Source organism: Bradyrhizobium sp. Leo170 (assembly GCF_004296405.1).
In the GTDB taxonomy this organism is placed as follows: domain Bacteria; phylum Pseudomonadota; class Alphaproteobacteria; order Rhizobiales; family Xanthobacteraceae; genus Bradyrhizobium.
In genome coordinates this window covers 1-13,755 of record NZ_PSRR01000239.1, presented here as the reverse complement: position 1 = coordinate 13,755, position 13,755 = coordinate 1, and the positions used below count along the sequence as shown (strand labels likewise).

General features: G+C 65.9%; 3 protein-coding genes. 2 read left to right on the top strand and 1 reads right to left on the bottom strand.

Annotated features, from left to right (window positions below; translation table 11 throughout):
• Positions 1-60: 60 nt before the first annotated feature.
• Both CWO89_RS30390 and CWO89_RS30385 read left to right on the top strand, forming a co-directional pair.
• Positions 61-9,654 (top strand): filamentous hemagglutinin family protein, encoded by a 9,594-nt coding sequence (locus CWO89_RS30390; RefSeq protein ID WP_207234605.1) that lies wholly within the window; start codon positions 61-63, stop codon positions 9,652-9,654.
• Between the two features lie 367 nt (positions 9,655-10,021).
• Entirely contained in the window at positions 10,022-10,867 is an 846-nt protein-coding gene (locus CWO89_RS30385) for an FkbM family methyltransferase (RefSeq protein ID WP_207234604.1), read from the top strand.
• 332 nt (positions 10,868-11,199) lie between these two features.
• Here CWO89_RS30385 and CWO89_RS30380 read toward each other — a convergent pair whose 3' ends face one another.
• Positions 11,200-13,176: a substrate-binding domain-containing protein gene (locus tag CWO89_RS30380; RefSeq protein ID WP_130582232.1), complete on the bottom strand. Its 1,977-nt coding sequence runs from the start codon at positions 13,174-13,176 to the stop codon at positions 11,200-11,202.
• Between the last annotated feature and the right edge of the window lie 579 nt (positions 13,177-13,755).

The window sequence follows — 13,755 nt, the reverse complement described above, 5'->3', positions numbered from 1 at the left end:
GGCGGCAGCCTGACCATCGGCGATGTCGCCATCCCCAGCGCGGTCGCGAGCCTCCTGCCGGTGGCGGTCCTCAACCTGCCCGACGCGATTGTCATCGAGCCGGCCGGCCGTGTCGCGGCGAACCTGCCCGCGCCCAGCGCATCGCCCACGGCTGGCGCTTTCATCGGCGCCGACATGCTCAGCAACAGCGGCTTCGATTCCGTGACCCTGAATGCCCGTGCCGCCGTCGCGTTCGCCGGTTCGGTGGATGTGACAATCCCCGGCGCGCTGACCCTGCGCGCGGACAACGGACATGTCGTGCTGTTGCCGGCGGGCACCGGGCTGCTGCCGTCGGGCATCGACTTCGCCAATCCGGCGACCTTTGCGCCGGCCTGCGGGACGGGGTGCACGATCCCCGGCATCGGCGGCACCACCGTGAACCTGAACGCCGGCTATGTCCGCGTTGTCGGAGACACCCCGAACCAGAGTGGTAGCTTCAGCAGCCCGACCCTTGCCGACGGCACACTGAATGTCTCGGCGCAATGGATCGATCTGCAGGGCGGGATCGCGCTCGACAACATCGCTACCGCCGGCTTCGCCAGCACGTCCGCCATCCGGCTGCTGCCGGATAGTTATGGCTTTGTCACCAGCAGCAACGGTTCCGGACGGCCGACCTCCGGCGGGGCGCTGGTCGCGCCGGGCAACCTCACGCTCAGGGCGGCCGAGATCTATCCGGTCAGCAACACCGACTTCGTCCTGATGTCGACCGGCAAGCTCGACAGCGCCAGCACCATCACCATCGCGCAGAACGGGACACCGACGGCGCCGCTCTCGGCCGGCGGCGGCATCCTGCTCAGCGCGCAGACCATCGTGCAGGGCGGCACGCTCTGGGCGCCGCTCGGCAGCATCATCCTGGGCGTGCGGACCGCCGGCGATGTCCCGACCCAGTTCGCCAGTGCGCTTTCCGGCGTCGGCCTTGGCGGTCTCCTTGCCCCGAGCGCGTTCACTGCGACGAAGAGCGTGACGTTGGCCGCCGGCAGCCTGACCTCGGTCTCGGCGGCGGGTCTCGTCATTCCCGACGGCTACACCGTCGACGGCACCACCTGGTACCAGGGTTCTCCCACTGACAGCAATCCCACCAACAACGCGCCGCCCATGCTGTCAGCGCCGCCGAGCAAATCCATCAGCCTGTTCGGCGACCGTGTGACCACCAGCGAAGGCGCCGTGCTGGACCTGAACGGCGGCGGCGACATCTATGCCACCGAATTCGTCGGCGGCACCGGCGGCACCCGCAATGTGCTGACGACCTACCAGCAGAACCTCGCGACCGGCGCCGTCACACCGCAATACGACGACGGGCGGCAGGTCTATGCCCTGGTCCCGACCTATCAGGCCGCGGTCGCGGCCTATGATCCCAACTTCGCCTATAAGCCTTATTATTCCGGCGCGAGCGCATCGAGCGGCGGGGCATTCCCCAACGCAATCGCGCCGGGCCAGTCGGTGACCATCGGGCCCGGCAGCAGCATCCCGGCCGGCACCTATACGCTGCTGCCCGGCATGTATGCGACGCTGCCCGGGGCCTACCGCGTGGTGCAGGTGGCTGGGAACGTCAACCCGAACACGCCGGTGAACTTCACCAGCCCCGACGGCTCGCAGTATGTCACCGGCAAGCTCGGCAATGCGCTCACCGGCACGCAATCGTCACAGACCGCCATGTTCCAGCTGCAGTCGCAGGCGGCGTGGTCGCAATACTCGCGCATCGACATCACTTCGGGCACCACCTTCTTCCGCAACCAGGCGCTCGCCGCGGGCAAGGCCCCGCCGCCATTGCCGATCGACGGCGGCGTACTGCTGCTCGGCGCGAACACCTCGCTTGACCTTGCCGGCACCAACCGCTTCGCGCCGGGGACCAGCGCTCTCGCGCCGGGCCTGGTCGGCGGCGGCGGCCAGGTCCAGATCGGCGGCGAGAATATTCTGGTCGCGGTACGCGAGGCCAATGGAGAGCTTCCGACCCGGAACGGCTATCTCGTGCTCGACGTCGACCAGATCAGCGATCTCGCCGCGTCCTCGGTGATGATCGGCGGCACCGCGAAGATCGTCGACGGCGTGCAGAACATCACCGCGACCGCGCTCAATCTCGAGATTGACAACGATGCGGCGCATCCGCTCACCGGGCCGGAGCTGTTGCTGGTCTCGCTCGCCGGCGGCCGCGGCGTCGTGGTCGGCGACGGCAGCGTTGTCCAGGCGATCGGGACGGTGCCGGCCGGCACCAGCCGCGACATCAGCTTCGGCGCCGATCCTGTCGCGCAGTACAATTCTCAGGGAGTTCTGACTGGATACACCGCAGGCATCACCGGCGACGGTTCGCTGTTGCGCGTCTCCAACGGCACCGTCGTGAACGTCACGCGGTTCTTCGTGCCGGGACAATACACCGGTCCCGGCACGCCGCCGAGCAGCTCCGTGCCGCGGGGCGCGTTCTCCGTCGGCGCCGGTGCGATCATCGACGGCGGCAACGCGCTGACGCTGGACACCAGCGGCAGCGGCACGCTCGCGTCCAACGCAATTTTGAGAGCAGCGAACTATGACATCGCCGGCTCGGTCATCAACATCGGCGGCGGCTCGTCCGGCATCGTGCTGAACGATGCGGTGCTCGCGAACTTCAACGACGCGGTCTCGGTGCGCCTGCGCAGCGCGACGGTGATCAATCTCTATGACGCGGGCGGCCTGCGGATCGGCGATCCCTCCCATCCCATCGGCACGCTGACCTTCGACGGCGCGGGGCTCTACAGCGAGGGCGGCAGCACCACGGTCAGCGCCACCAACATCACGCTTGCCAACAGCCGCGGCGCCACCGGCAACGGCATCCTCGGGACCGGCGGCACGCTGACGCTGAACGCCACGGGAACCATCACCGAGGATCTCGGCGCCAAGAGCCTTGCCGGCTTCGGCCAGATCAATTTCAATGCCGGCCAGGCCATTGCCTTCAGCGGCAGCGGCAGCCTCGATACCGGCCCGGTCGCGGTCGCGGCGCTGACCTTCAACGTCGGCGGCGCCGTGATCACCAGCGGTGGTTCCGGTTACCTCAACAGCATCCCCGACGTCGTCATCTCTGGCGGCGGTGGCTCCGGGGCAACGGCGACCGCGTTGATGGGCGTGGCCGGCTTTACAGTTTTCTACGGTGGTTCCGGCTACAGCAACGGCGATGTTGTCACGGTCCTCGGAACAGACGCCAACGGAAACCAGGTAAAGGCCACCGGCACGGCCGTCGTCGATTCCAACGGCACGATCACCAGCGTCAGGCTCATCTCCTCCGGGTCCGGCTTCCCCGTTTCTTTCTACGACTCCCTCACTATCGATAGCCTGACAGGTGATGGCAGTGCTTCCATCGACGTTTCGTCGTACAGTGTCACCGGTGTGACCATCACCAATCCGGGGGCAGGCTACACCAGCATGCCCACATTCTCCTTCATCGATAATAGTGGCAGCGGCGGGAGCGGCGCGGCGGCGAAGGCTCTGGTCAACGCCACCGCCATCACCGTCACCGGTGGGGGCAACGGCTATGTCAGTGCGCCGACCGTGACCATCAGCGGCGGCGGCGGATCGCAGACCACGGCCACCGCGTCGGTGTCCGGCCTGGTCGTCTCCGGGCTGAATCTCACCCAGGCCGGCACCGGCTATTCCAGCCTCCCGACCATCACTTTCTCCGGCGGCGGCGCCAGGTCGGCGAACATGCTGCTGTCCGCCCCCGTGATCGTGGTCAACGGCGGCGCGACCCAATCGGTCCTGACCTCAGGCAATGTGACGCTCGCCACCGGCGCGGGGACCGCGCCGGCCGGCGTCGCCACCAACATCGGCGGCGCGCTCGCCGTCAGCGGCGGCTCGATCACCGACAACGCCACCATCCGCGCGCTGTCCGGCAATGTCACCCTCGCTGCGACCGCGGGCGATGTCGTGCTCGGTGCGGGGGCTTTCATCGATGCCTCCGGCTCGCGCATCACCGTCCTCGATCTCGCCCAGGATGCGCCAGGCGGCAATGTGCGGCTGGTGTCGGCCACAGGCAACGTGACCATCAATCCCGGCGCGACCGTGAGCGTGGCTGCGGCCGGCAACGGCTTTGCCGGATCGCTGTCGGTCGTGGCCGCGAACACGGCGACCCTCGACGGCACGCTTGACGGCCATGCCGCCTTCAAGGATCTCGGCGGCGATTTCACGCTCGAGGCCGACCGCCTGGGTGGATCTCGTGTGCTGCCGCTGGGAGCGGGCTTCAGCAGCAGCTTCACGGTGCGGCTCGGCGGCGGCGACATCACCGTCGCCGCCGGCCAGACCCTGTCGTCCGACAAGGTGCTGCTGGTTGCGAACAACGGCAGCGTGATCGTGGACGGCACCATCGACGCCAGCGGATCGACCGGCGGCGAAATCGCGCTCTATGGCGCCGGCAGGATCGTCAATGGCTCGACCACCGGCGAAGGCGGCGTGAGGATCGGCGCGACCGCGGTTCTCAATGCCTCGTACGTGGCCGACGATCCCCGCGATCCGCTGTATTCCAACGGCACGTCCGCTCTGGTGCAGAAGGGCGGCACCATCACCCTCGGCACCACGGGCACGCCGGACAAGGATGGCACCGGTACGATCACCCTGAACGCCACCCACGGCTACCAGAACGTGACCACATCGGGCGCCATTAGCGTCGCCGACGGCGCCATCTTCAATGTCAGCGGCGGCCCCGGCGGCGCCAACATCGACAACACCGGCGGCTCGGTGATCATCCGCGCGCCGATCCTGACCAGCGGCGGCGTCAATGTCGACTTCAAGGGCACCGTCATCACCAATGCCGACGCGTTGGGCAACGCAAGCGGCGGCGGCGTGGTGCTCAACGCCTATGCCGTGTGGAGCACCACCGACGGCTGCTCCCTGATCCCCGGCGGTTGCGGCAGTGTCACCACGGTTGCGGCCTACAACGCGCTGACGCCGGAGCAGCAGGCACAGCTCCGGCAGCATTTCGACGGCATCATCGATCCCGCCGGATTCTTCGACGCCACCCTGACCAACGGCAAGCCGACCCAGCTCATCTTTGCCGCCGACGGCCTCTATCCCATCTCGACGATCGACCGGCCGGCGGAGGGGGCCTACATGCCCCATGTCGAGTTCTACCAGAACACGCTGCTGGGCTTCGTCAACAATCCGTTCAACGCGGATGCCGTGAAGGCGAGTTTCGCCGGGGCCAAGCTGCAGATCGCGGGATCCAGCGCTCCCGCGGTGGCGTTGTCGTCGACGTCCATGCTGCACCTGCGGCCCGGGATCGATCTCGTCAATCCCAGCTCGACCATCAACAACGGCAACATCACCGTCGCCAGCAACTGGAATTTCGGTGCCGGTGCGCCTCTTGGTGGCGCCGGCACCACGCTCTACTATCGCACGGGGTCCGGCGAGCCCGGCACGCTGGCGCTGCGCGCGCTCAACAACGTGCAGATGAACGCCACCATCAGCGACGGCTTCTATCAGCCGGCTGCAGGAACGCCGACCAACGCGGCGGAGGCCTACGAGTTGGAAACCGCATCGGCCGCCTTTGCCGCCTATGAAGGTTTGTTCCAGGACGGTGTGCTATTCTACAGGGCTAATGTCTTTTCATTTGACCCGCTCCCCCCCCAGCAGGTGAACGCGGCGTTCTTCGGCCTCGACAACACGCCCGAAAACCTTGCGCTGTTCAATTCACTGCAGTTCCACCTACAGAAGCCGGCCCCCATAAGCCACTTCACCGACGATTCAAGCCTGTCGGGAGATCCGGCCCTGCTGGCAAAGGTGATCGATCAGTACGACCAGTTCTATATTCAATACGCGAACATGTATCGCGCCTACCAGGTGGAGATCGTGCAGGGGAATACCAATGCTGACACCTTTAGCGGGGGTTCGCCTGGTCGCGGCGCCTATTACACATATGCCGAGGTGGCGGAACGGCTGCGCCCCTACAGCAGGCCGCTGGTGCCCCCTCCATCCATCCCGGTGGCGCCGACCGCATCGAACCCCTACCTTTACTACAACATCGTATCCGGCGCCCAACCGGGGACAGGGACCGACTACGCGTCGCTATGGCAGAACTATTTCTTTGGTGTCATCGATGCGAATTTGCAATCCAACGGCCCGATCAGAAGTGGCGCACCGGGCTCGCTGGACGCGGCCTTGAACGGCAAGCCGCGAACGCTTGACAATGTCGCCGGGATTGATGTTCCGGTCTGCCTGGCCTGCTTCGCAGTCACGCCGCCGTCCGCGCCACTGGCCTATCTCACGCTTTTCGCGGACACATATGCGCCGATGCCTCCGCCGACGGCGCCGTTGCCGTCGACGCTGCCCCCAGCCAACCAGATCGCCAACAATCCGGCGATCTATCAGGGTGCGCCGGTTTACAACACCACGGCGGCCACGGCGCTGATGCCGGTGGGGCTCGGCGGCAGCAAGGGCTCGTTCTCCTACGACTTCGTCGCCGGGGCGGCCTTCAGGTCTGACGACACGCCCTCGGTCGATCCGAATGCGGTGATCCCGGTGTCGTCGCTGCCGCCGACCGTCACGGGGAATGTCACCATCGACGGGCATACGTCGTACAAGAATGTTTTGATGCCGACGCCCGATCCCTTCGGCAACCCCTCGAATTTGATCATCAACATCCCGACCCTGGTGCGCACCGGCACCGGCTCCATCACCCTCGCGGCTGCCGGCAATGTCGAACTGCTCGACCAGGTGGCGCCCGGCGCGGTCTACACCGCCGGCGCAGCCACTGCGACGCCTGGGGACTTCAAGGCGCCGACATTGCCGAGGGCCTATACGGATACGCCGAACGGCCTCGTCAGCACCCCGGCGTGGGCCACCGGCGGTGGCGCGGTGACCGTCACCGCCGGCGGATCGATCATCGGCATCGAGATGCCGACCGACACCGACGGCAGCCAGACCAAGGTCGTCGGTGCCGCGACGGGGCAGATGTGGAGCGACTGGTATATCCATTACGGCGTGTCGAACGGCAGCAGCGCGACGCCGTTTGCGGACTGCGCGGCCGCAGGATCGATTGCCTGCCAGACCGCGGCCTGGATCAACTACGCCACCTTCTTCCAGGGCTTCGGCGCGCTGGGCGGTGGCAACATCACGCTCTCGGCGGGCGCCGACATCGTCGACGTCGGCGCGTCACTGCCGGAGACACTGGTGGTCGGCGGCGGCCTTACCGCGGCGAACGCGAAGGCGACCTACTATGGCGGCGGCAACCTCAGCGTGACTGCCGGCGGTGATCTCCTGAGCAGCAATTTCCTGGTCGGCCGCGGCACCGGCGTGATCCGGGTCGGCGGGGCGGTGCAGGCTACCACCAGCAATCCGCTCAACGGGGGCAGGCCGACCAGGGGGATCACGACGGACGACACCCTTGGAGTCACCGGCTCGTACGCGCTGCCGCTGCTGCTGGCGGTGCAGGACGGCTTCATCACCCTGAGCGCGCGTGGCTCGGTGACGCTCGGCAATGTCTACGATCCCGCCGCGTTGCCGCTGAACACGACAGTGCGGACGCCCCGCGGATACCTGCCCGGCTCGGCTGGCGAATCCAATTCCATCTGGAGCAACCTGTTCACCAGCTATGGTCCCGGCAGCGGCATTTCGCTGACCAGCGTCACCGGCGATGTGACGGCGCTGACGGTGGCGCCGGCGGCGAGCACCGGGCTGTTCGCGGGCAAGGCGCCCAACGAGATCTTGCTTCCCAGCACGATCGGGCTGCTGCTGCCGGCCACGCTCGATCTGGCGGCGCTCAGCGGCAGCATCGTCTTCAACAGCGGCACCACGTCCATCGACGGCATCGGAAACGCCAACCTGGTGCCGTATCCGACCCTGAGCGGAGACAGCACCGGGACCATCAATTTGGTCGCCGCCGGCTCCATCGACCTCGGGGCGGGCCTGACGATGCCTGACATCATCAACGGGACCATTCAGTATCTCGGATCGACTGGCGGGTTGGACTACGGCAACTACATCAGTCCGCTCGGGGGACCGCTCCCCATTCTGACCCAGGTATTGCACGCGAACGATTCCAACCCGGTCGTCATCGCGGCCGGCCAGGATATCGATGCCACCGGCACGGCGGGTAACCCGGCAGTTCTGAAACTGATCAAGCCGGCGCGGATCGAGGCGGGGAACAATATCTACGCGGCGACCGCCCCGTCGGGGGCGCCTGCGACCACCGGCAGCGGCGCTCAACTGAAGCCGTTTGTTTTCATCGGCCAGAACAACAACGCCTCCGACATCACCAGCATCGCCGCCGGCAATGATTTTGTCGGCGGTTCCTATGTCCTCTACGGGCCCGGCACCTTCGTGCTGCAGGCCGGCAATGACCTCGGGCCGTTCACGCCGTCGGTGTACGAGCCGTCGCAAACCTCTGGCATTGCCACGCTCGGCAACGGCAGCGCGCTCGGCAATACGTTCGGAAGTATGTTCGCTGTCGGCGCGGACCCCGTGAAGCCGTACCTGCCGGCCCAGGGCGCCGAGATCGACGTGCTGTTCGGCGTCAAGCCCGGCATCGATTATGCCGCGGCGATCAATCAGTACATCGATCCGGCCCGTGCCGGCACCGGCGGCATCGACCTTCTCGCCGGCATTGCCACCGCCCTCGGCCAGCCGCGCGACCAGGCCTGGACCACCTTCCAGGGCCTGTCGCCGGCGCGTCAGCGCCTCCTGGTCAACCGCGCCTTCCTGGATTTCGTGATCCAGGTGGGCAAGGACTACAAGAATCCGTCGAGCCCCTATTTCGGGCAGTACGCCCGCGCCTATACCGCGATCTCCACATTGTTCCCGGCGGGCCTGGGCTACACCGACAACAGCCTGAGCGTCGACGGCAATGCCGCGCCGAAGATCGCGACCGGCAAGCTCAACATCGCCGCCTCCGTGCTGGAGACCCAGATGGGCGGCGACATCAACATCGTCGGCCCGGGCGGCGGCATCACCGTCGGTCACACCTCGCTCGACATCCTCCGGCCGAACCAGGAAGGCATCCTCACCCTCGGCGGCGGCAGCATCCGCGCCTTCGCCGACGATTCCATCCTGGTCAACCAGAGCCGCATCATGACCCAGCAGGGCGGCGACATCGGCCTGTTCGTCGCCAATGGCGACATCAACGCCGGCTCGGGGCCGAAGACCTATGTCTCGAGTCCGGCTGTCAGCGTGATCTGCACGGTCGTCGGCTACTGCTACACCAATCCGCAGGGCTTGATCACCGGCGCCGGTATCGCCGCCCTGGTCACGCTGCCGGGCCAGGATCCGACCAGGAGCAACGTCACCCTGGTCGCGCCACGCGGCACCATCGATCTCGGCGCCGCGGGCATCCGCGGCAATGACATCACGCTGGTGGCGCAGGTCGTGCTCAATTCCTTCAACATCCAGTCCACCGGCACCGTGACGGGCCTCGCGTTCACCCCGCCGCCCAACACCGCGTTGGCGGCCGTCAACAACAACGCGACCGCCGCTACGCAACAGGCCGGCCAGCCCGGGCCGGCCAAGCCGAATGACCAGCCCTCCATCGTCATCGTCGAGGTGGTGGGCTATGGCGGTGGCGGCGGCGATGGCGAGACGCCGAGCAGTAGCGGAGGTGGTGGTCAGGGCATGCGGAGCACCAATGACGACGATGAGCGTCGCCGGCGCGAAGAGGCGCAGTAGTCTTAAGAGGGGCAGTCGTAGGGCGGGTTAGCGCAGCGTAACCCGCCGTGTCGCGCGGTGATCATGATGGCGGATTACGCTGCGCTAATCCGCCCTACGAATTTTTCTTTGTCGTTGCCGGGCTTGTCCTGGCAACCCCGATCAGGCGGCAGTGCGTTGCCGCTTCAGATCAGCAGAGCACTGCCATCCTAAGCGAGATCACCGGGACAAGCCCGGTGATGACGATGGTGGGTGGGACCAAGTCCGGCGACAAAGTGGGATATGACCTGCGATGACATCAGACCACATAACTCAACCCACACCACTCCCTGCCTCCGCCAACGCCGACCCGCTGTCGGCGCTGCTCGCGCCCGAGCGCCTCACCGCCGTGGTCGATATCGGCGCCAACCCGGTCGGTGCCGACCCGCCGTACAAGACCATGCTCGAGAGGCGCCTGTGCCGCCTCTACGGCTTCGAGCCGCAGCGCGCGGCGCTGGCCGAACTGAACGCCCGCAAGAGCGAGTTGGAGACCTATCTGCCCTATGTCGTCGGCAACGGCGAGCAGGCCCGCCTGCGCGAATGCTTCGCATCGGGCATGACGAGCCTGCTGGAGCCCGACCCGCACATGCTCAAGCATTTTCCGGGCTTCATCGAGTGGGGGCGGGTCGTCGCCGACTCCAGGATGGCAACCCGCAAACTCGACGATGTCTGCGAAATCGAGGCGATGGATTTCCTCAAGATCGACGTGCAGGGCTCGGAGCTTGCGATTTTCCAGAATGGGCGGCGGCGCCTGGCCGAGGCGGCTGTCATCCAGACCGAAGTCTCGTTTGTCCCGCTGTACAAGAAACAGCCTGTGTTCGGCGAGATCGACCTGGAACTGCGCGGCCAGGGCTTCATTCCGCACGCCCTGACCGAGTTCAACCGGCGCATGATCTGGCCGTTGCACGGCACCGATCCATTTGCGGCGATCCATCAGTTGGTCGAAGCCGACGCGGTGTATGTCCGCGATTTCACCCGGCCCGACACGATGAGCGACGAGCAGCTCAGGCATCTCGCCCTGGTGGCCCATCACTGCTACGGCTCCCATGATCTCGCGGCCATCTGCATCCAGCATCTGATCCATCGCAAGACGCTGGAGCCGGAAGCGGGCAGCCGTTATTTCGACATGATCCGCACCACCCGCGGCGGCAGCACGGTCCGCGACGCTGGCGCGGCGGAGCCGGCGAAGGTGTGAGGGGCGAGGGGTCTCTACAAATTCAGTGTCATCGTCGGGCTTGACCGGACGATCCAGTAAACGCCGAGTTCAGTAATAGAAATGAAGCGGTACGACGTGGACAATCGTACGTCTTGGTTCGCCGTGATCTCAATCATGGGTACTCTCGGTTACCGGATCGCCCGGTCCTTCGGCCGGGCGATGACACCGGTGGGGATGATGCGCGCGCTATAAGAAGTCGAAGCACTTCTGCAAACTCTGCGTAACAACGAAAAACGGCCGGGCCTCGATCGAGGACCCGGCCGTTGCCGTTTGTTGTCGCTGCGATCGTGATCCGCTGATCTCTCACCGGATCACGATCTCATATGCTTCCTTACTTCGCGCCGCCGGTCACGCCCTGACAGCCGTCGATCTGCGCACCCGACGGGTTGTACGCCGCGATCGCGCTCGGCAGGCCGCCCGCAACGCTCGTCGTCAGGTAGACGCTCAGGGCGTTGGTCGCCGAGTTCGTGGAAGCCGTTGTTGCGGATGACCTTCGCGACGTTCGGATCATACCCCGGTGAGTTGGCATTCGACGTCGCCGGATTATAGGCCGGCAGCGCGTCGATCGATCCGCCGAACAGCCAAGCCAGCCAGTTCTTCAGGACGGGCACCCGGGTGCCGGTGGCATCGCTGTAGCAGCTGTAGACGTTGATGTAGCTCGCACCCGTGAGCGGATAGACATTCTCCGCCACGAGCGGGACGCCGATCACCGACAGGCCGCTGTAGTTGACGCCGGCGATCACGGTTCCGGCGGCATAGCGCTGCCCGTAGATATTCCAGGCATTGTAGCCGCCATCCAGCGCCGGAGGCGTCAGGCCGCTGAAGGCCTGAGCGGTGTTGTCCGGCGTCGGCGGCACGAAGTTTTGACCCGACTGGCCCGGATGATAGACGCCGAGGAGGCGCTGCACCTCGTTCTGGACGCTGGCCGACCGCGGAGCCGGGCCGGAGAGCATGACGCCGGCGACTTCCTCGGTCACCGTCGTCGCATAGGGCTGGGTAAAGTCGGCGCTCAGATAGCCGATCCGGCCGGCGAGAAGGGAGCCGGTTCCGATCTTCAGCGCCTGCTGGTTGGCGCCCTCGGCGTTGATCCAGCGCGGATCGGGCCGCTCGGAATCGTCGTCCACATCGTACGTATCGTTGTGGTCGTGATAGGCCTCGCCCTTCACCGCCTTGATGTTGTTCAGCAGGTTGCGGAACTTGCTCGAGGGCAGGTTGGCGGTGGTGGCGCCGTCGACGCCGACGCCGGTGAAGATCTTCTTGTAGTTGTAGGTGCCGGTCGGGTCGAGCAGCGGGCAGAGGTTGGCGAGGTAGTTGGTCAGGATGTAGCTCGTGCCGGCGTCGTCGGAGCGGTAGACCACCTTGATGGGCAGGCGGCGGCTTGTATAGCTGACCGGGGTCAGGGTGCCGTTGGTGTTGTCGTCATAGAAGTGCTGGAATTGCTGCACACCGTTCTCGTCGAGGGTGGGGATCAGGGTCGAGGTGTCGTTCCAGTCGGTCACGGTCGCGGAGAAGATCGCGCAGAGCTGCGCCGAGGAGAGCTGGATCGCGCCGCCGGCCTGGGTGTTCGGGGACAGCGCCGATTGGTTGGTCCAGGTCGCGCCGGTGAGGGAGTTCGCGGTGTTGACCGCGATGGCGACGGGCACTGCCATGGCTGGGATCTGGATCGGCGTGCCGACGGCCGCGGTGTTGAAGCTCACCGCCGTGCTGGTCTTCGCCGCGATCAAGAGGGTATTCTGCCAGTTGGTCGTCGGCAGGAAGCTGCCGAACGAGATCGTGGTCAGGCCGGCGACGGGGCTCGCCAGCGGCATGTCGCTGGCGGCGAAGTCGAGCCGCGGATACGGATAGCTCGAGAAATTGGCGTTGGCCGTGTCGCGATACGGCGGCTTTGCGGAGGGCTTGCGCACCAGCGCCGGCGCCGAGTCCGGGCTGCCGCGGAACAGTTGTTTCGGATCGTTGGCGATGTAGGCGCGCTGGCCGTTGCCGGCGCCGACGGCGGCGAACAGGCCCTCGACCGTGGTCGAGAACTGCGTGCAGCTTGTCGGCAGCTGGTTCGGGCTCGGCGGCGAGAAGGTGAAGCCCGGCGAGAAGGTCTGGCCGTCATTGGCGAGGGTGGCGCCCTCGTAGCAGTCGAAGATCTGCCGCAGCGCCAGCGATGGCAGCGTGCTGCCGCCGCCGTAGAGGCCGGTCTGGGCCGCGGCCGGCTGCGCCGCGCCGATCACGGCGACGGCCGACAGCACGACCAGCGAGGTCGAGCCCAGCAGGCGCCCGGCAAAGGATATCTTAGTCATCTTTATGCTCCCTGTTTCACGATGTGATGCGGCGTCGCGCGACCCGCCTCATGGTCTCGGGACCGGAAAGATCTTGCTCGATGCGGAGAAATGGATGGCGATGAAGAAGACCTTCGGGGGAAGTCCTTAAAGACCATGGGGCAGCAAGACGCGCAGGACCAGGCGGCCCTCCGCGCCGTGTCGACAACGACGCCAGTGCAGTGCTCACATCCCTAAGACAATTTGAATCGATCCAAGGCGCAGCGATTTTCGCCTTATTTTTAGGGGTGCGCGACGTTTTCGCGGTGCTTGCGCAGTCGTCGTGTCGTTGTCATGTCAGCGTTGGACGTATCTATTTTCTTCGTCGTGGCTGGGCTTGTCCTCAGCGACTTCGGCTTCGCCGAAGTCGCTGAAACAACCCCGATCAGGGAAGCAGTGTGTTTGACATCGTGATCATGGACTCAGTGCGTCCCTAAGCGAGGTCACCGGGACAAGCCCGGTGGCGACGAAGAGAGAGTGTGGCACTCCACGAGACATCTTCCTTTCTCGTTAAAAAACCGGGCGCGAGGCGCCCGGCTGAGTTTGTCGTTGAACGTCGTC